The sequence below is a fragment of the Streptomyces sp. NPDC048297 genome (assembly GCF_043201585.1).
In the GTDB taxonomy this organism is placed as follows: Bacteria; Actinomycetota; Actinomycetes; order Streptomycetales; family Streptomycetaceae; genus Streptomyces.
Map to the genome: position 1 here is coordinate 15,353 of NZ_JBICZA010000057.1, position 18,095 is coordinate 33,447.

Here is an 18,095-nt window from a genome sequence, read left to right on the forward strand (position 1 = left end):
ACTTCTGGTCGGGGCCGGCGCACATTGAGCGTCAGTTTTCGCTGAGCAGGTGTTCCTGCCGGGCCTGGACCAGGCCGCGCCATGCGGAGCGGACGGTGTCTTCGCTGGTGGTCCAGCGGGTGGTCGACGGCTCCGGCAGGGACAGGGCGGCCATGAAGTAGGCGATGTCGATGAAGTAGGCGAAGTCGCCGGTGGCGGTGAGCGTGCGCAGCAGGCTGATGACGGCAGCCAGCTGCTGGTCCTCGCTGCGGACCGCGTGGTGGAAGGCGAGGGCGAGCTCCACGAACCGGTGAAGGAAGGGGAGACCTGCGGCCTCGATGTCTGCGTGCAGGTGCTGGGCGCGGTCGGTGACGCCTCCGGTTCCGGCGTCCTTGATCAGGGTGACGACCTGGGCGAGGAGGGTGTTGGAGCGCTGGTCGAGGCCGTCGAGGAGCTGGTGTGCGAGCGCGAGCTCGTCGTCGGCCCGGTCGGGGTCGGCGAAGGAGACGGCGAGGGCGAGGCGGACCTGCATCATGGCGCGCTCGCCGGCGGCACCGTGCTGCTCGGCCTCAGCGCGGCCGGCTTCGAAGGCGGTGACGGCGGCAGCGGTGTCGGCGTGGGACCAGCGGATGTCACCGAGGACCCGGTGGTGGCGGCCCTTCCAGCCGAGGGTGGGGACGGCGGCCAGGGCGGTGGGGAAGTCTCCGGCGAGGCGGGCCAGGTTGGCCAGGCCGCGGCGGGCCTTGGGGGCGAGGCGACCGTTTGTGTCGGCGACCCGCTGCATGCCGGTGCGGGCGGCGTCGTTCTGGCTGAGGTCCTTGTGGGCCTTGGCCCGGTAGTACCAGGCCATCTCGGTCAGCTCGTCGGGCAGGAGGCCGGTGTCCAGGACGGTGGTGAGGCGGTCGGCGGTGCGCTGGCGGTGTTCGTGCTGGCGGCGGGTGATCGCGGTGAGGAGTTCGGCCACGGCGTCGGCGGGGGTGTCCGGGGCCTCGGTGGTGGCGGTGGGCGGGGTGAGGGGTTCCCAGACGGAGTCGTCGGTGTAGGCGAAGGCGGCCTCGATGAGCCAGCCCAGTTCGGCCAGGCGGTGGTCGCGGGCCAGGCGCAGCCCTTGGCGCAGGCATGCCACCAGCAGCACGCGGCTCGGTGTCGTGGCCGCGGCGGTGTTCCATTGCTCGCCCAGTGCGTCCAGGGCGCGGGTGGAGGCTTGCTGCCAGTCGGCGTCGGTCCAGCGGTCGTCGCTGTGGTCGTCGGTGCGTACGACGCTGCGGATCGCGCGGTGCAGGTGGTAGGGCCACAGGGCGAACGGGTCCTCGGTGACCAGTGGGCGTTCCACCAGGTGCCGGGCCGCCGCCTGGTGGGCGAGGCCCGCGGCGCGGGTGGCGAGCTGGAGGTCGAAGCTGTCCAGCAGTGACACGGAGCGCAGGACGGTGCGCTCTTGCGGGGTGAGGTCGGACAGCACCCGGGCCAGGAGTGCGGGGAAGGTGCAGTCGAAGTCGTCCGGGGCGGGGGTGCGGCCGATGCGGCGGATCTCCAGGAAGCGGCTGACCGCGAGGTCGAGGTGGAGAGGCAGGCCGTGCGAGCGCCGGGTGATCACGGCGCGGATGTCGGGGCCGATGAGGGGGCGGCCGTTTTGGACCAGGCGGTGGGCGAGGTGGTGGTCGCAGTCCTCGGGGGACAGGTCTCCGATCAGGTGCTGGCGCGGGCCTGCCGTTTCGCTCCGGGGCCCGGGCAGCGGGCCGGCCGTCGCGCCAAAGCCGTGGGCCAGGCCGGGCCAGGCGGCGGGGCCGGTGTGGTCGAGCTGCCCGTGCAGGGCCGGGTCGGCCCAGGGCAGGCGGGAGCGTCCGCTGATGACGAACAGGGCGCCGGGCATCAGCCACACCAGGCGCTGCAGCAGGCGTTCGAAGTCGCGGTGGCGGTCGGACACGTCCTCGAAGGTGTCCATCAAGATCACCGGCGTGACCTGCTTGCCCGCCGGTATCCGGGCCAGCTCCCACGCCAGCAAGTGCGGGTAGAAGGACAGCGTCTCCATGTCGGGCTCGGCCTCCAGCAACGGCGCGAGCCGCGCACAGCCGGCCAGCGCCTTCACTGTCTGGCGTCGCTCGCGCAGCGCGCTGATCAGGGCGCCGGTGACCTGCCCGGCCACCGCGCCGACGGTGCCGGGCAGCAGCAGTGCCTGGGCAACGTCGCTGAGCGCGCTCTGGGTCTGCTGCGGCAGGGCCTTGCCGAACCGGCCGGCCAGCCCCCCGCGTTCCAGGTAGGCCTCCAGCGGCTCGCCGGGATGCCGCACCTCCCAGTACCGGCGCAAGGCGATATCGAAGGCGGGCAACGGCCGGGCCACCGCCGCGGCGAGCGCGGCCCGCACGGTCAGTACGACGTCCTCAAAGCTGGTACCGGCGGAGCGGGACAGGTCGATCCGGACCGGCAGGAGCGTGTGCCCGGCCCACACCGGCTCGCCCCACTGGGCGGGACGCTGCCCGGGGTGGGCGAGGGTGGCTTCGAGCTTGCGCAGGAAGGTGGACTTGCCCACGCCGCCCACCCCGTAGAAGGCCACCACGTTCCTGCGCGGCGCCTCGAGGCCGGCCGGGTCGAAGCCGCCGGCACCGGTGTGCCGCAGGTGTTCCTCGATCGCGGTGGCCACCAGTTCCCACTGGCGTTGCCGGTTGGCGAAAGCCTCGCTCGTGTCGATGGGTTCGTTCGAGCTGAACAGGGCCCGCAGGTCACTCACTTGATTCCCCCCGCCGAATGATCGCCGGTGGTCAGCCTATGCCCGTGCCGTGCGGCCCGGCAGTGACCGCCCAGCCGCTGCCGGGCAGGGATGCCGGATTCCGGCCCGGTGAAGGGGGCGCGGCTTGCCGGGGCATGGCACGGAGCCGAGAATGACGTCTTCTTGTTCTTCTCCCGACTTGGTGGCTCTTGTGCACGACCCCGCGCTCCCCGATCCCGACCCGCAGCCCGCTCACGACGTACCCGGGGCCGCGCCGGCAGACGGCCAGGGGGAGGAGCTTGTCAGCGAGACGGCGGCAGTGGCGCTGCTGACCGAGGTGATCGCCCGGTACGGGCAGCTGATCCAAGCGGGCCGTCGGGACGGGATGGATCCGCAGCGTCTCGATGAGCTGGTCGCTCAGTGGCAAGCCTGTATGCGGGACCGTACGCGTCTTCAGGAAGCGGACGCCGGCGAAGTGGCGCGCCTTGTCGCCCGTTACGCAGCTCGGCTGAAGGAGCTGAAGGCTTCGTAGGGGCGGGCGGGCAGGGCGGCCACCGCGGCGGGTCCACGCAGCCGCTGCGGCAGCAGGTGCTCTGGCATCAACGTCCGGGCCAGTGAAGCGATCTCCTCCAGATCACGGTGGTAGTGCGGCAGCTGCATGCGCAGCCGGCGCTGGATCGCCCAGAACCGGGCGGCCTCCTGATCGGTGTAGGGCCGGTAGTGCTCAGCCACCAGGGCGTGGCGCGCACCTGCAGAACGCTCCCATGCCCCGCCGGGCCCGCGCTCGTTGCGGTAGAGCACGCTGCCGTCCCGTCGCATCACCGTCACCAGGTCGGCCACCGGCACGTGCTCTGCGGCCGCCACCGCCTCCTGGAGCGCCGCGAAGTGCTCGTCGTGCCCGCCGGCGGTGGTGAACCGGCCCGCTGCGCCCAGCCGCAGCAGCTGAGCGCAACGATCGGCGGTGCCCTGGCGGGAGTCGGGGGCCCGTACGGCGAGCACCGCCAGCTCCACGCGGTAGCCCGCCTCCCGGTACAGCAGCGCCGTGTTGACGAACGCGGCCGCGCCGGAGGGGGCGATCTCAATGACCGCGTCGCTGCGCCGCTCGCGTACGTACTGCTCGGCCAGGACCTGCCAGGCCCGGTAGTCCGCGCGGATGCGGGCCCCGGCGGTGCGCGGCTCCTCCTGCAGCAGCCGGTAGTAGTCAGGGTGGGCGCTCTTGAAGTCGTCACCGCTGATCCGGGTGGGCCTGCCGCGCAGGGAGCGCAGCACCATCCGCGTCATGCTCGTCTTACCGGACCCGGGCTGGCCCATGAGGTAGACCACGACGGGCCTGTCCTGCGGGCTGGTTCGCTCGGCCAGGACCGGCAGGATCAAGTGATCGAAAATCCAGCGGTGCTCCTCGCCAGTCAGCCGGTGGTAGTCGACGCCGGGCGCCTCGCTCCGGGGCTGGGCGATTCTGCGGACGGGCTCGGCCAGCGCGGCCGCACGTTCGGCATCGCGTCGCACGGCCAGGGCCCAGTCCTTTGGCAGGCGCGGGTCGTAGGCACGCCGGTCGGCCTCGGCAAGCTGACGACGAAAGGCGCCGGTCTCGGCCGGTGTCCACTTACGGGCACGCTCGGCCAGCAACGCCTCGCGTGCGCCCGGCGGGCGGGCCCACCGCCCGCCGGGCGCACGCTCGTTGACGTACAGAACGTCCGCGCCGCGCCGCACGACGACGACCCGGTCGGCCAGGTCGCCGGCCTCGATGTCGGCCAGGACGACGGCCAGCGCCCCGGCGCAGGCATCGTGGTTGTCCCAGGACACGTACCGGGCCCGGCCTTCCTCGGCCAGGCGCAGGTAGCGGTCCAGCACCCCGAGCTGGCTGACGGCCTCGGGCACGGCCAGGGCCACGAACTCGATCCGGTACCCCGCCCTGCGGTACGCGGCAACTGCGGCCCTGAAGGCGGCAGGCGCACCCAAGGCCTCCTCAGCGACCACGTCGTAGCGGTGCGCACGGGCGTGCGCCTCAAGCTCGGCCTGCCACCGGTAGGTCTCCGGCCGCACCCGTACCCCGGCCGTACGCACGTCTTCCTTCAGGAAGCCGGCGTACTGCGGGTGAACCGCCTTGTAGGCGTCGCGCTCCACCCGGACCGCGCCGCCGCGCGAGGCCAGGGCCGCGTGGACTAGGTCCATCACGAGCGTCTTGCCGCTGCCCGCCTGCCCGGCCACGAACACCGCCACGGGGTGCTCCTGTGCGACCGCGCCCGCTGTCGCCTTCGGCACGGTCACCTCGGTGAGCAGCCCGCCGTACTTCTCCACCAACGTCTCCCGGCCGCGTTCGAGCTCTTCTGTCCGATCCGGTCTGCCGTTCCGGCAGCGACACCGCCGCGGGCCGGACCGGCCAGAGGCCGGCTACTTGGCGTCCAGCTCCTGGCGCAGCTCGTCCAGGGTGGGTCCTTCGGGCGTGTGCCACAGGGTCCAGCCGTTGATGACGTTGCCCGTGACGGCTTCCGCCGCCTTCGACGGTGAGGGGAACGGGGAGGGGTGGCCGTCGACGATGAGCTGGCCGTCAGCGGTCACGACGGCGCGGCCCGATCGGTTGGCGCGGCGCTGGTGGAAGGTGAGGACCGTGTCCGGCTTCAGCAGACCGGCCTGCATCAGCGCGGCCAACGGCCCGTGGGGGACGACGGGCACAGCCGCTTCGGTGACGGCTCCGCCACCGAGGGACAGGGTGACGTGGATGGTGTCATCACCGCTCGCGCTCGTGAGCCGGGCGATGACGGCGGGGTCGAAGTGGATGCTGAGCGTGGCCATGCGGCCTCCTGCCACCAGTGGCCCAAGGGCCTGATTCGCTGACTTTGACTTCGACCTTAAGCAACACAAGCAGCTCACGTCAACTCCCTGATTCAGCGACTCAGCAGAACTTTACCAGGCGCACGGAACGTCACTTCTCTACGCAAAACAATCTCCGATCGAGTTAAAGGAACGGGTTAAATGTAGGGGGTGTGGCTGCTAGTGTTCGTGGTGGAGGTAGACATAAATGGCATCCGAGGAAGAGCTGTTCGCGAACATCGACGCGTTGCTGGAGGAGGAGCCGCAGCTCCCGCCCCCGGCGGAGCGCGCCCGGCTTCGCGAGGCCGCCGGCATCACCCAGGCCCGTCTCGCGCAGGCCCTGAAGTCGACCGTGCAGACGGTCAAGAACTACGAGAACGGCCGCTCCGAGCCGAAGTCGCCGCGCCTGGAGGCGTACCAGCGGCTGCTGAAGGGGTGGGCGGCGAAGTACCCCGCGGGCGGCGCCCCCGCCGCGCCCGCCCCGGCTCCGGCTGTCGCGCCGCAGCCGGAGGTGCCCGAGACGCTCACCGGTCCGGCCGCCTCGGAGCAGGCGGAGACCGCCGCGCCGGTTCAGGCCCCAGCCGCTCCCGAGCGTCCCGCCCGAGCGGCAGCGCGCCCGGCGGCGTCGTCCAGGCGCCCGGCGAAGAAGGCCGCGGCGCCCGCCGTCGACCCGCGCTTCCCCCACGGCCCGCTCGCCGTCCTTGATGGCGACGGCTCCGCGTACGGGGTGGACGGCCTGGTGCTCGACTGCCCGGCGACCACCGTGGTGGAGCTGGTGGAGTGGACACTGCGCGAGTCCGGCCTCGGTGCACCGAAGCTCAGCCGCCACGGCAAGGACGCCGATCCGCTGATCGTCCTCACGGCGGCCGCGGCCGTGAAACTCGGCCTGCCCGAACGCCTGGAGGACCGCCGGGGCCTGCGCCTGCCGGAGGACCATCCGGTCGTCAAGCACGTGCTGAAGGCGAAGTGGCAGCTCACCCAGCGCGGGTTCGGCCCGTGGGCCCGGATCTACCGCAAGGCGCAGGGGCGTGAGCGGCAGTGCGTGCAGCTGGCGATCCTGCCGTGGGACGCACTCGACTCCCGCGCCTGGCCCGGCGTCGCCGGGATGGAGCCGGCCGACGTCGCCCGCGTCCTCGGTGTCTACGCCCAGCGGGTCATCACCCCGCGCGGGTCGACGGCCGTGTCCGGGCTGGAGCTGATGACCGCGCTGCGCCCGCCCACTCGCCCGGTGCGCGACGAGGAGACCGGTAACTGGGTGTCCGGCCCCAACCCCGGCAGCCTGGGCACGGAGCCGATGGACCCGGCTCCGCCGGAGGGCCAGCCCGAGCACCCGGCGGTCTTCCACTCCGGCTGGAAGGGCGGCTTCCTCCACGAGGAGGCGTACCAGTGGGTGCGGCCGGTGGATCTGCTCACCGATGAGGAATGCACGCTGCCGTACGCGGTGGGCCTGGACCTGAACACCGCGTTCCTCGCGGCCGCCGCCCGCCTGGTCGTCGGCCTCTCCGCCCCGGACCACTTCCACGCCCCGAAGTTCAGCCCGAAGATCCCCGGCTCCTGGCTGGTCGACCTGTCCCACGTGGAGCTGGACCCGCGCCTGCCCAGCCCGTTCACGCCGACCGGTGAGCGGCCGACGGGCCCGGCCTGGTACCAGACCCACACCGTCGCCTACGCCCAGGAACTCGGCTACAACGTGGAGCCGATCGAGGCGTACCTACGCAGGGAGACCGGCGCGTACCTGGATCCGTGGCACGACCGCCTCAGGACCGCGTATGTCGACACCCTTGCCGACCTCGGCGTCACCAAGGACCTGTCGGATGCGGAGTTCCTGGCGGCGATGGAGCGGCACAAGGACGTCGACCCGGCGATGGCCGCCGTACTCGCGGCGATCAAGGCAACGGTGAAGGGCGGCATCGGGAAGCTGTTCGAGAACCCGCAGGGCAAGGGATACAAGGACGGCGACCCGTGGCCGGCCATGCAGCGCCCGACCTGGCGCCCGGACATCCGCGCCGCCGTCATCTCCAAGGCGCGGGTCAACATGCACCGCAAACTGCTGAACATGGCCAAGATGACCGGCCTTTATCCGCTCGCTGTCCTGTCCGACTGCGTCGTCTACCCCGCGCCCAGCGCCAGCCCGCTGGACTTCCTGCCCTACGCGGAGTCCGGCAAGCCGAAGCCCGGCGCCTTCCGGCTCGGGCCCACCCCGGGCCTGGCGAAGCTGGAAGGCGTCCAGTCGATGCTGTGGGCGGTCGACCTGATGGAGCAGGGCCTCAACCCCGCCCGCCACATCAAGGGCGGCGACGCCGTCCTGGACGAAGGGGAGTAGGCCCGTGGCCGGAGAGATCGACGACGCGATCGAGCGGGCCGACCGGGAGTCCTTCACCCGGGTGCCGCCCAAGACCCTCAAGGGCCAGATCGGCTACCTGCTCAAGCAGTTCGGCAGCGCGAAGGCGGTGGCGGCGGAGCTCGGTGTCACCGCCGACTCCGTCAACCGCTACCGGCGCGGCGCCCGCAAGCACGCCCGCGCCGACGTCGCCGCGAAGATCGACGACGCCGTGAGGCAGCGGTGGCAGCCGCAGGTGCGCAAGCGCCGGCAGCGCCAGGCCGCCACCACCGGCGGGATCACGGTGGAAACGAGGGCCCGGTTCGGCTACACCGCGCCGGTCGGCACGACCGACGACGGACGCTTCCGGCGACTCACCGTGCACCTCCCCCCGGAGTACGCCCGCCGCCTGTTCGAGGCCCGCGACGCGGGTGCCAGCGACCAGCAGATGCGTGGGATCATTGCCGAAGGGTTTAAGGATGTGTATTTCCAGGACGGCGGCGGTCGCGCTATGGGACTGTCGGACGTAGAAATCAACGACATCGACTACCTCGATCTGGATTACTGATTTAGGAGCAAATGCATGACCCTCGAATTACCGGCTATCGACCGCGACAAGACTCCACTGATCGACGCCGACCACGACCCGGTCCGTATCGCCGACGCACTGCTGGGCAGCCCGCACATCCTCGCCGCCGACGCCGAACCCGGCGACGACACCGTGCGGTTCACCACCGTGGACGGCATCAACTACACCCTCACCCTGCGGGACGCAGAGCCCACCGACGACGACCTCCTGCCCGAGCCGCTGCTCACCGAGGCCCTCGCCGCGGCGATCCTCAACGCCCCGCACTTTGTGGTCGCCACGCCGGACGAACCGCGCGACGACACCATCACCGTCCAGACCCGACGCGGCATCCGCCACCTCTTGGTCCTGGGCGTCGGCCGCAACGACATCGACGAACCGCAGCAGTCCACCCCGGCCGCCGCCGTCGCCCTCGCCGCCGACCAGCTCCTCATCAGCGACCCGAGCGACGCGGAGCGCGCGACGGCCGAACTCCTCAACTACGTGGCGACCACCTGGGAGAAGCAGGACCTCCCACTGCGCCAGCACGCCCAGGCTGTCGCCCGTCACCTGACCCGCTAGACCCGCGCCCAGCCCGGCCTTCGGTCCGGCTGACCGCACCACCCACGGCTCGGGTCCCTGGCATGTCAGCTGCCAGGGACCCGAGCCTTCAGTGTTGCGCAGTCAACCCGCATCCACACCCCAACCCCTCATCAGGAGGAACTCGTGCCGTACGACCACGACGACCCAGACAGCATCGTCCACACCCGAAACCGGCAGGACAGCCAGCTGGCCCACATCAACACCTACTACCAACTGCCCGAGCGGTTCGGCGTCCGCGCGGCGATCGGCGTCCGGATCCGTCACGAGGAGCGGGAGGGCGCGATCGTCGACACCGCCGGGCAGTACCTGCGTGTGCTCCTGGACGGCGACACCGAGCCGGTCACCTGCCACGCCACCTCGAACATGGCCTACTGGTCGCCGGCGGCGGGATGGGTACGGGCGACCCAGCTCCCCGACCCCTGCGCCACCGCCGGCAGCAGTGGAGCGTCCCGGTGACCGCGGCCGCCGCCCCGAAGGCCCGTCGTCCGCACTTCACCGCCTGGCGGGACGTCCCGGCCGGGACCTACGCGACCGCCGCCCAGCTCAAGGGCATGGATCTCCCTCGTCAGCCGGGCCCGCCCGCAGCCACCGTCGACGGCCAGGACGGCATCGGCCGCAGCACCACGATCACCCTGTACCGCATCGACCAGTCGGCGCCGACCGCGTCCACGGCCGCCCAGCTCGCCGCCGCCCGGGCCCGGTCGGAGAACTCGGTACGGGCGAGGGTGTGCACGGACTGCAGCGCCCGGCCCGACCGCGCGCCGATCGCGACGGAGTCGTACGGCGCGCTGTGCCCGACCTGCTGGCACATCCGAGGCCTGCGCCAGCGCCAGGAGGAAGCCGCCCGCGAACGCGCCGGTGCCGCACGCACCGCCCGCAACCTGCTCCGCATCCCGCAGAACCGACCGCTGGGCATACTGCACGTCGACTACACCGAGCGCGGCCACACCCCGGCGGGCACCCGGCGCAGCCCGTCGGCCGCCAAGGTCACCGTCATCGGCGCGAACGGCCTGGTCGTCGCCGAACCGCTGCTGCGCCTGGTCTCCCCGAGGGCCAAGGGCATCCCCGACGGCGCGAGCGACCCGGTCCAGGGTGCGGAGATCCTGGCCGCGATCCTGTCCCAGCTCACCGTGCTGATCTGGCGCTACCGCGACCTGGACGACCTCTCGGCCGGGCTGCGCACACAGGGCGCCACCTGGCCCCTGCCGACCGACGAGCACGTCCGTGAGATGTCCCTGCTGGCCACCGCATGGCGCGGCGAGGTCACCACCGACGGCGGGCGGCCCGTGGCCGTCGCACCCGGCCGGGCTGACCGGATGCTCTACCTTCTGCGCCAGATCGCCGACACCGAGCAGGCGCCGGCCATGCCGACCGGAGCCGCCTCGTGATCACCGACGTCCGTCCCGTACAGCTCACCGACATCGAACGCCGCGCCCGCGCGGCCGTGGCCGACCGCCTCCACCGCGCGGTCGACGACACCATCCTGACCATCACCCGCGATCCCGAGCACGAGGACGCGGCGATCCTGTACGTCGACTCGGGCGGCAACGCCCTCGTGTGCAACCAGGCGCTGCACCTCGGGGCCGGCTACACCTGCGAACTGCTGCCCAGCCCCGGCGGCTTCGGCATGCTGATGCGGATCCGGTCCGGCGACTCCGAACTGTTCCGCCGCGCCCTCGCCCTCTTCCGCAGCTTCGCCCAGACCTCCTACGAGCCGGGCCTGTCCGCCGACGTGATGCCGGTGCTGCGCGAACTGGTCCCGCCCGAGCCCGGCTACCTCACCCGGCTGGAGGCCTTCGCGCACGAGCACGAAGAGCGCCTGGAACACCTCTACGACCGGCTCGGCACGGGCAGCGAGCACGTGACGACCAGCCGGTACGCCCTGGTCCGCCAGCCCGAGGGCCTCATCGTGATCGAGCAGCTGGCCACAGCCCGCCACGACGTCCTCGCCGCGTTCGACGGCGAACTCGAGGACCGCTACCTCACCGACGTCGCCAAGGCCTGGGGAGTACGGGTATGACCACGCGCGAGAGCCCCGACCAGCTCGCCGACCGGGTGCTGTTCGACCTGGAGAGCGCCGGCCTCACCCCCAAGCAGGCCGACGACGAGGCCGGCGGATTCGCCGTCTACATCGCCGAACAGCAGGTCCACGTGGACTGGTTCACCCACCACCGGCTCGACTCCGCGGGCCTCGACAGCCTCGTCCTGGCCGACGGCCTGTTCACCGACGTGACCCACCGCTACGAGACGACCGCCACCACGATGCACAGCGCCCTCGGCTCGATCCTCACCGCCTTCGGCTACCGCCCCCAGCGCCGCGGCTTCGGGTTCGGCTACACCGTCACCTCAGAAGGGACTCCCACATGACCACCCCCGCCAACACGCAGCTCGCCGACTCCGCAGCCGTCGACCCGGCCACGCGCCCGTTGCTCGATGGCTACGACATCGTCGACATCGCCGAAGCGCTGCGCCGCAGCCCCCACATCCGCAGCGTCGACGACGTCTCGCCCGGCGACAAAGCCGTCTGGTTCAGGGACGCGGGCGGCAACGGCTTCACCCTGTCCCTGACCGACGTGGAGCCGATCCCCGAGGACGGCCCCGGGGGCGAGGCGTACCCGTGGGACGCCGTCGCCGCCGCGATCGGCAACCACCCGGCCTTCGCCAGCGCGGAACTCATCAGCAGGCCCCTCGGCCTGAACCTCGACACCATCACCGCGATCACCCGCACCGACTTCGAGTACACCCTGAAACTGACCGCCACCTTCCGTCCTCGCCCCGACAGCCCGGAGGAACCGCCCGCCCCGGTCGACCGCATCCTCCAGGCCGTCGGCCAGCTCCGCTCCCGAAGCGACCACAACCCGGACGCCGTGGTGTTCGACGCGTCGGCCGACCTCCTTGAGCACATCGCCGGGACCTGGGACCAGCAGGATGACCAGACGCGTCAGCGCGCCTTTGCCCTCGCCCTGGCCCTGACCTGGTAGGGAGACGAGATGCTCGCAACGGTTCCCGCGACTGCCGGTTTCGGCGTCGCGGAGCTCCAGCTCGACATCGACGACGCGGAACACGAGCGGCGTCACGCCGTCGGCTTGGGCGTCGCCACCGGTTACGGCTTCGGCGGCCTGGACGTGCTGATGGCGTTGCCCCACGGCCTGCCCGTCCCGCTCGCCGCCCTCTCCGATCAGCAGCGCGCCTACGTCCTCGGGGCGCCGACCGGGATCTGCACCGTCGCCGACGGCCAGGTCGTCCGGCACGTCGTCCGTCCGTGCCGGGTGCGGCTGGCCACGGTGCGGTCGGCGAGCGCCTCCCAACTGGCCTGGGACGCGGCAGGGAAGTTCACGGAGTTCTGCGCCCGCCGGGTGATCATCACCAGGGCTCCCAGCGTCAACTACCCCGAGAAGCTGCTGGAGTTCGGTGTCTACGGCATCGGCGTCAGCCTCCAGCACCCCGACGGGCAGCCGGAGACGCTGGTGGAACCGCGGCCGTGGCGCGCGAAACACACGCCCGAGGCCTGGTGGTTCGCGGAGACCGCCTACGGCCAGTTCCTCAACCAGCAGTCATCCCCGTACGCCCCCACGCTGTCGCCGGCACCCTGATCCGGCAGAAGGGATCTGTCCCATGCCCGCATCCACGGCCACCCGGCACGCGTACCGTGGCGGTACGACCTGCCGGGAGGACCAGATGAGCGCGCAGCCCGACCACGCACCCGTCACGCCGTACGCCCCCGCTCCCGGGGCTCCGGCCGAACTGCTCGCGCAGCTGCGCGCCGACAAGCGCGCCGACACCTGGGTGCCGGCCTTCGAGCGGGAGTGGGCGGCCGCCCTCGAGGAATCGCGGCGCACGTTCTCCCTCGGCGAGCTGTACGAGGTCGTCCAGGACTGGCAGGGCCGTCTCGCCTCCGCCCCGGCGGTCGACGCGTTCGTCGCCTCCGCATACGACGACAGCGAGTTCATCGACATGGCGGAGCTCCGCGGAAGGCGCCGGTGACCGAACAGCAGCCGTACGCGGTCCGCTTCTCCGCCCCGGCCGCCAAGGTCCTCGACACCCTGCCCGAGCACGTTGAAGACATGGTGTGGGACGTCCTGGACGCCGCTGCGGCCGATCCGTGGGGCTTCCCGCAGTGGAACGCAGAGGACCCCGAGGGCGAGGACGTCCGGCACGCCTCCGTCGGCCAGCTCTCCCTCACCTACTGGGTGAACCGTCCGCTGCGCCGCCTGTCCGTCCTCACCATCACCTGGCTCGGATAGCCACCGGTGACAACGCCCTGACCCCGGCATCGCAACTGCCGGGGTCAGGGCGTTTCCGATCGTAGCCACGGCCGTATCCACGGGTTGCCACCCCGGCGGCAACCCGTAGTCACCAGCCGCCGCGGGGCCGTTCAGCACCGAGCTCGACCTCCCGTCGGCACTCCGGGCAGTCCGGCAGACCCTTCGCCCGGCGCGGCCTGTCGCCCTTCACCCAGTAGAACCCGCACAGCGCCGTGTTCGAGTAGAGGTCCACCTGATCGTCCTCGGAGGCGTGCGAGCCGTAGCCCGGCACCATCCAGGTGAACGTCGCCTCCCCGTCGTACGGTGCGCCCTCGGGCCAGTCGTAGACCAGCTCGGTCGTGGTGCAGCGCATCCGCAGATCAGGCCCCGTCCAGTCCTTGCCGTACCGGATCTGTGAGCTGGCATCGACCGCGTCCGCGAGGCGCTCGAAGGACAGGTCGTAGTCCCTCATGTGATCCCACGAGCCGGGCTTCTGCTCGCGCATCAGCGAGCGGAACATCAACAGCAGCCGCGCCAGGTCGTGCTGATCGACACGAACCGTGCGCGTCTCCGGGTCGTAGCCGTACGTCGGGTCGTGGGCGGGCTTCTTCGGCATCGGTCCTCGTTCGCGTTGCTACAGCGGTCGGCGCCCCGCCACAGGGCGCCTGCGGTGCGGCCGGATGCCCAACGACCCGGGCTCGCCGAAGCCACGCTGAACTCCGCCGTCCGTGCACCGGCCGAACCCGCCGTGGGCTTCGCGTCTCAGGCCGGCGGCGGCGTCGCTCCGGGCTGGCTCTGACCGGAGAAGGCCCACCACTGCTCGATGGTCCACACGGCGACGCTGGAACGGTCGGTGGACATCCGCAGCCACACCTCCTCACCGCCGGGCATCAGCGCGACCTCCAGGTGCGCCTCATCCCACGTGCCCACCGGGTACATCCACTCGATGCCGTCGGGCCACGTCCGCATCGCCACCGTCCGCACGCTCAGCGCCGCGGCGAAGGCGTCCAGCGCCGCCTTGGGTATCCGCACCTCCGCCGGCTCCCGCTCGATCCCCGCCACCCGGCCCCCTTCGCCTCGTGCGGCGGGGCCCGCGCCCACCGTCGCGGATCAGCGTGACAGACCCGCGCCCCGCACGGTGTCACGCTGTGAGACTGGCAGGCTCACAGCCCGTTTCCCCAGGTAGACGAGGTGAACTATGAGGCTGTGAGGGTGTGAGGCGGGGATCGCGCCAGTGCTCCCGCACGCCCTGGCGCCGCCCGCCAGCTCGGAGGACGATGGAGTCGTGGGCGAGCAGCACGAGGACCAGGAGCACGGCGCCGAACCGGCGCGGCCGCCGCTGAGCGAGACCCGCGCCCGGGAGATGACGGCCGGGCTGCGCGAAGCGATGGACGACGTCCGGCGCTCCGTGGCGGTGCTCGCCGCCCGGGTCCGCGACGCGCACGCCGCCCGCGTCTGGGTGCCGCTCGGGCACAGCAGCTGGGAGTCGTACTGCGACGCGGAGTTCGGCATCAGCCGCGCACAGGCGTACCGGCTCCTGGACGTCGCCCACGCCCTGGCCGCGATCCACAGCGCCGTCGACGCCGGTACCGAGACGTCTCGCACGCGAGACACCGACCCGGGCGCGGCCGCGCTCGACTACGGCCTGTCCCAGCGCGCCCTGATCGCCGTCTCCGGCCGTACGGACGTCGTCGCGGAGCTGATCACCCGGCGTCTCACCTCGCTCGCCCACAGCGGCCTCCAGGCCCTCGATGAGCCGACGGTGCGCGCGGTGGTCCGCCAGGCCGTCCGCGACGTCCGCATCGCCCCGCCTCCGCCGCCCGCCGAACCGTCAACGGATCCCCTGGTCGTTGTGGGGCGCCAGCTCACCAACGACCTCTTCGCCAGCGCGCACGAGATCGGCGAGCTGATGCTTGAGGTCGCGCCGGCCTACCTGTCCGACACCGAGGCGGCGACCGGCGTCCTGGCCCTGCTGTGCGAGCAGATCGGCGAGCCCCTCGAACACGGCCTCGCCGCCCGCCGCTACGCGATGTCCGGCGACCGCCGCGCCCTGCACGGCATCCTCTGACCGCCGCCGCTCACCTGACACCCGCTCCTGCTGTGAGCCACACACCCCGTTTTCCCTGGTGAACAGGGCGCGCCGTGAGGCTGTGAGGTGTGAGGCGAAGGCCTGCGGCGGGGACCTGGTGCTGCTCCTGGTGGTGGTCGTCGGGTGGCGGCAGGGTGGTGTCGTGGGTGCAGCGCAGCATTTACATGGGCCCGCGTAGCACAAGGGTGCTGCACGGGTCGGAAGCCAGTCCCGTCCCGTACAACGGCGGGCAACTGCTGCACGCAGCGCCACGGTGTGGGACCGCTGCACGGATGTCCCGCAGAGGGTTCCCACTGCTTGTTCTGGAGAACCAGAACAAACCGGTTTACCTGGTGCTACCGCCCACCAAGCCACGCTTCCCTGAGCTGCGGCTTTCCCGTGGAGGGGAACCATGTATCGCTGAGCACACGAAAACGACGCTGCACCCAACGTGGGTACAGCGCCATGTCGGCCATGCGGAGCGCCTGGGATCAGGAGACAGCCTTGAGGGCCTGGCGGCGCTTAGTGTCCTCGCGGCGCCGGCGCTTCTCGGCGAGCTGGTCCTGGTAGGCCGTGACCGCGTGACGGTAGCGGTCGACGAAGCCCGGGGAGTTCAGCCGCTCGCTCTTCGGCATCGCCTTCACGGCCGCGATGGCGTCCTCGGGCGAGAGGTAGGCCGCGAGCATCGGGTTGAGCTGGTAGACGCCGGCGCGCTGCTTCTTCACCAGCTGCGCCAGATCGAGGTCGCGCAGAGCGGCGTTGACCGCGGCCCGGCTCAGCCCGAGCATCTGGGCAATGGTGATCTGGTCGATCTCGATCCGGCCGCCGGCCTCGCTGTGGGCCCGCAGCTTCAGCAACACCCGGTAGGCCGCGGGCAGCAGGTCCAGGTCGGCGACGACACCCTCCGCGTTCACTGCGGCGAAATGCAGACCGCTCACTGCTGTGCCCCCTTCTCCTTGCGCGACGCCAGTTCCTGACGACGCTCAGCACGCATTTTCGCGCGTTCTTCCCGCAGCCGCTCGATCTCCTGGCGCATCTTCTCCAGGGAGGGGAAGCGCACCAGGTCGGGCAGGCTCTCGTCGGCGCGGATCCTGGCGATCGTGTCGTGCTGATCGACCTTGACGTACTCAGCCTCCACCGTCTCGGTGCCCGGGATGAACTCAGCCACCCGATAGGAGTACGGCGGGTTGAACTGGTACACGCCACGCTTCACCCGAAAGACGATCCCATGCGACGTGACCTCGCCCAGGGCCTGGTTGATCTTCGTACGGGCCACGTCCAGGACGTGCGCCATCTCGTCCTGGGTCAGATGAATCCGGCCGCCGGCCCTCTGGCAGGCGATCATCAGCAGGATCAGCCGCAGCGGCAGCGCCTCGCGGAAGAACTGGCTGATGACCAGGAAGAACTCCAGGCTGTCCATGGAGAACGCGTTCGGCTCGTCCGGAGGCCCGTAGAACTCCAGCGGCTTGCGGTGACTGTCCAGCGTGAGCTTCCGGCCCGGGTACTGCCGCGCGACGTCGTCAAGGTCCTTGACGGGCCGTAGCGGCCGATCCCAGGCATCAGCCGGATCCTCCAGAGGCAGGCTCGGCTGCGGCGCCCCACGGGCGCTCGTACGGCGACGCTGCGGCTCACTCGGCACGAGGCTGCTCTCCCACGCTCTCGATCTTCGGACTCTCGGCAGTATGTCACCTCCACTTGACACTCATGTCGCTTCGACACGACATGCCGCGCAAGTTGTGTCCCCCCAGGGGGGACAGATCTCCCCCCTCCCCGCACCACGGACCTCCCCCGAACACAACGGCCCCCGCGTGTCGCCTCCAGTTGACACGGCCGCGTGGATCATGTCGCCTCCAGTTGACTTTGAAGGCCCGATGTGCCCCCTCAGTCGGGACACATCGGCGGCGATACGTCCCATCAGCCGGTGCATATCGCGCGATCTGCAACGCCCTGACCTGCACGTTCTTGATCTGGGTAGGTATAAGTGGCTGAGGTCCACCGGCAGCCGCCCGCCGGACCCCGCCGCAGCTGAGGCGGCTACGCGTGCGGGCCCGTGGGCCCGCGCAGGCAGTGGGCGGCACCAGCGGCTCTGAGTCTCGGGCGGCTGAGGCCATGACGGAAAAGCAGCAGCAATAGGCGGGGCTGATCTCCATCGTGGTTCCGCCGCCCGGCCCGGGGGCCGTTCGGCTCCGGTACCTCCGTACGCCGAATTTCGGCACCCCCATATCGGAGCTTCCTTTCCGGGGCTGAGCAATTCGAGGCAGCGCAATTCTGAATTCCACCGGTAGTTTTCGGGAGGGGTGTGAGGTGGTGAAGCCAGGACCCAGACGCTACACAGGCAGCAACGATGATGCATCACGGGTGCCCCCTTGTTCGCTCTCCCGAGTGATTCGTTACCGCAATCCGGCCCGTTGTCGTGGACTGACGTGTATGCTGGCGGGGTGTTCGTGAACATGCCGGAGCGAGTTGGGATGCTGGGGAGGGGTTCGGGTGGAGCGCAAGCGAAACCCGTCACGGCGGTGGGGCCGGCACTTGTCGAACCGACAGCCCGTCACATCCGTTGCGGGGATGGTGACCTGGAACCCCAGGGGCTACACAGGCCCGCACATGATGCACTTCCCCTTACTGCCGGCCCCGGCGACCGTGCTTGCGCGGTCGCCCTCAATTCGCGCTTGCGCGAATTGACTTCCCGTCGGAATTCCGTAAACGGAATTCCATTCCCGCGTAAACGCGGGAATCCGAATTGCGCTTGCGCAATTCGCGCTCTATGCCCTGGCTTGCCAGGGCATATCCCGCTCCGCGGG

The 18,095-nt window shown here is 71.0% G+C and carries 20 protein-coding genes; 13 read left to right on the forward strand and 7 right to left on the reverse strand.

Features of this window, described 5'->3' with window-relative positions:
• Positions 1-31: 31 nt before the first annotated feature.
• On the reverse strand, positions 32-2,704 hold the full coding sequence (locus tag ACGFYV_RS35825) for an ATP/GTP-binding protein (protein ID WP_393882729.1): 2,673 nt from the start codon (positions 2,702-2,704) through the stop codon (positions 32-34).
• A 151-nt stretch (positions 2,705-2,855) separates the two neighbouring features.
• Between ACGFYV_RS35825 and ACGFYV_RS35830 the strand changes: the two genes are divergently transcribed.
• Positions 2,856-3,215: a hypothetical protein gene (locus ACGFYV_RS35830; protein WP_393882730.1), complete on the forward strand. Its 360-nt coding sequence runs from the start codon at positions 2,856-2,858 to the stop codon at positions 3,213-3,215.
• On the opposite strand, the gene ACGFYV_RS35835 is transcribed toward ACGFYV_RS35830, so the two are convergent.
• A complete protein-coding gene (locus tag ACGFYV_RS35835) occupies positions 3,179-4,981 on the reverse strand; it encodes a zeta toxin family protein (RefSeq protein WP_393882731.1) in 1,803 nt (600 codons plus the stop codon). The genes ACGFYV_RS35830 and ACGFYV_RS35835 overlap by 37 nt on opposite strands.
• A gap of 93 nt (positions 4,982-5,074) precedes the next feature.
• Positions 5,075-5,476, reverse strand: coding sequence for a DUF4357 domain-containing protein (locus ACGFYV_RS35840; protein WP_393882732.1), 402 nt, complete (start codon positions 5,474-5,476; stop codon positions 5,075-5,077).
• A gap of 226 nt (positions 5,477-5,702) precedes the next feature.
• Here ACGFYV_RS35840 and tap point away from each other — a divergent pair, with 226 nt between their 5' ends.
• From tap to ACGFYV_RS35895, 11 genes are all read left to right on the forward strand, one after another.
• Positions 5,703-7,817, forward strand: coding sequence for a telomere-associated protein Tap (gene tap / locus ACGFYV_RS35845; RefSeq protein WP_393882733.1), 2,115 nt, complete (start codon positions 5,703-5,705; stop codon positions 7,815-7,817).
• Positions 7,818-7,821: 4 nt separating this feature from the next.
• On the forward strand, positions 7,822-8,382 hold the full coding sequence (gene tpg / locus ACGFYV_RS35850; RefSeq protein ID WP_393882734.1) for a telomere-protecting terminal protein Tpg: 561 nt from the start codon (positions 7,822-7,824) through the stop codon (positions 8,380-8,382).
• A 15-nt stretch (positions 8,383-8,397) separates the two neighbouring features.
• The gene (locus tag ACGFYV_RS35855) at positions 8,398-8,961 is read left to right on the forward strand and encodes a hypothetical protein (RefSeq protein WP_393882735.1); all 564 of its coding nucleotides are present in this window, start codon (positions 8,398-8,400) and stop codon (positions 8,959-8,961) included.
• A gap of 144 nt (positions 8,962-9,105) precedes the next feature.
• Positions 9,106-9,438: a hypothetical protein gene (locus tag ACGFYV_RS35860; RefSeq protein ID WP_393882736.1), complete on the forward strand. Its 333-nt coding sequence runs from the start codon at positions 9,106-9,108 to the stop codon at positions 9,436-9,438.
• The gene (locus ACGFYV_RS35865) at positions 9,435-10,370 is read left to right on the forward strand and encodes a hypothetical protein (protein ID WP_393882737.1); all 936 of its coding nucleotides are present in this window, start codon (positions 9,435-9,437) and stop codon (positions 10,368-10,370) included. Before ACGFYV_RS35860 ends, ACGFYV_RS35865 begins: the two co-directional genes overlap by 4 nt.
• Complete coding sequence (locus tag ACGFYV_RS35870) at positions 10,367-11,002, forward strand: hypothetical protein (protein WP_393882738.1); 636 nt, start codon at positions 10,367-10,369, stop codon at positions 11,000-11,002. Before ACGFYV_RS35865 ends, ACGFYV_RS35870 begins: the two co-directional genes overlap by 4 nt.
• Complete coding sequence (locus tag ACGFYV_RS35875; RefSeq protein WP_393882739.1) at positions 10,999-11,349, forward strand: hypothetical protein; 351 nt, start codon at positions 10,999-11,001, stop codon at positions 11,347-11,349. The genes ACGFYV_RS35870 and ACGFYV_RS35875 overlap by 4 nt, the downstream gene beginning before the upstream one ends.
• Complete coding sequence (locus ACGFYV_RS35880) at positions 11,346-11,963, forward strand: hypothetical protein (RefSeq protein WP_393882740.1); 618 nt, start codon at positions 11,346-11,348, stop codon at positions 11,961-11,963. The genes ACGFYV_RS35875 and ACGFYV_RS35880 overlap by 4 nt, the downstream gene beginning before the upstream one ends.
• A gap of 9 nt (positions 11,964-11,972) precedes the next feature.
• Positions 11,973-12,575 (forward strand): hypothetical protein, encoded by a 603-nt coding sequence (locus ACGFYV_RS35885; RefSeq protein ID WP_393882741.1) that lies wholly within the window; start codon positions 11,973-11,975, stop codon positions 12,573-12,575.
• Positions 12,576-12,660: 85 nt separating this feature from the next.
• Positions 12,661-12,966, forward strand: a complete 306-nt coding sequence (locus ACGFYV_RS35890; protein WP_393882750.1) for a DUF6247 family protein — start codon at positions 12,661-12,663, stop codon at positions 12,964-12,966.
• Positions 12,963-13,226 carry a hypothetical protein gene (locus tag ACGFYV_RS35895; RefSeq protein ID WP_393882742.1) on the forward strand — a complete coding sequence of 88 codons (264 nt, stop codon included), beginning with the start codon at positions 12,963-12,965 and terminating at the stop codon, positions 13,224-13,226. Before ACGFYV_RS35890 ends, ACGFYV_RS35895 begins: the two co-directional genes overlap by 4 nt.
• 109 nt (positions 13,227-13,335) lie before the next feature.
• On the opposite strand, the gene ACGFYV_RS35900 is transcribed toward ACGFYV_RS35895, so the two are convergent.
• Together ACGFYV_RS35900 and ACGFYV_RS35905 are read right to left on the reverse strand one after the other, a co-directional pair.
• Positions 13,336-13,842 (reverse strand): hypothetical protein, encoded by a 507-nt coding sequence (locus tag ACGFYV_RS35900; protein WP_393882743.1) that lies wholly within the window; start codon positions 13,840-13,842, stop codon positions 13,336-13,338.
• 146 nt (positions 13,843-13,988) lie between these two features.
• On the reverse strand, positions 13,989-14,288 hold the full coding sequence (locus ACGFYV_RS35905) for a hypothetical protein (RefSeq protein WP_393882744.1): 300 nt from the start codon (positions 14,286-14,288) through the stop codon (positions 13,989-13,991).
• A 223-nt stretch (positions 14,289-14,511) separates the two neighbouring features.
• Here ACGFYV_RS35905 and ACGFYV_RS35910 point away from each other — a divergent pair, with 223 nt between their 5' ends.
• Entirely contained in the window at positions 14,512-15,294 is a 783-nt protein-coding gene (locus ACGFYV_RS35910) for a hypothetical protein (protein ID WP_393882745.1), read from the forward strand.
• Between the two features lie 491 nt (positions 15,295-15,785).
• On the opposite strand, the gene ACGFYV_RS35915 is transcribed toward ACGFYV_RS35910, so the two are convergent.
• Positions 15,786-16,232: a helix-turn-helix domain-containing protein gene (locus ACGFYV_RS35915; RefSeq protein ID WP_393882746.1), complete on the reverse strand. Its 447-nt coding sequence runs from the start codon at positions 16,230-16,232 to the stop codon at positions 15,786-15,788.
• Complete coding sequence (locus ACGFYV_RS35920; RefSeq protein ID WP_393882747.1) at positions 16,229-16,933, reverse strand: hypothetical protein; 705 nt, start codon at positions 16,931-16,933, stop codon at positions 16,229-16,231. Before ACGFYV_RS35920 ends, ACGFYV_RS35915 begins: the two co-directional genes overlap by 4 nt.
• Positions 16,934-18,095: the final 1,162 nt, after the last annotated feature.

Coding starts and splice junctions, on each gene's coding strand:
- ACGFYV_RS35890 (WP_393882750.1), top strand. CDS start 12,661: ATGAGCGCGCAGCCCGACCACGCACCCGTCACGCCGTACGCCCCCGCT.
- tap (WP_393882733.1), top strand. CDS start 5,703: ATGGCATCCGAGGAAGAGCTGTTCGCGAACATCGACGCGTTGCTGGAG.
- ACGFYV_RS35840 (WP_393882732.1), bottom strand. CDS start 5,476: ATGGCCACGCTCAGCATCCACTTCGACCCCGCCGTCATCGCCCGGCTC.
- ACGFYV_RS35855 (WP_393882735.1), top strand. CDS start 8,398: ATGACCCTCGAATTACCGGCTATCGACCGCGACAAGACTCCACTGATC.
- ACGFYV_RS35830 (WP_393882730.1), top strand. CDS start 2,856: ATGACGTCTTCTTGTTCTTCTCCCGACTTGGTGGCTCTTGTGCACGAC.
- ACGFYV_RS35880 (WP_393882740.1), top strand. CDS start 11,346: ATGACCACCCCCGCCAACACGCAGCTCGCCGACTCCGCAGCCGTCGAC.
- ACGFYV_RS35875 (WP_393882739.1), top strand. CDS start 10,999: ATGACCACGCGCGAGAGCCCCGACCAGCTCGCCGACCGGGTGCTGTTC.
- ACGFYV_RS35900 (WP_393882743.1), bottom strand. CDS start 13,842: ATGCCGAAGAAGCCCGCCCACGACCCGACGTACGGCTACGACCCGGAG.
- ACGFYV_RS35885 (WP_393882741.1), top strand. CDS start 11,973: ATGCTCGCAACGGTTCCCGCGACTGCCGGTTTCGGCGTCGCGGAGCTC.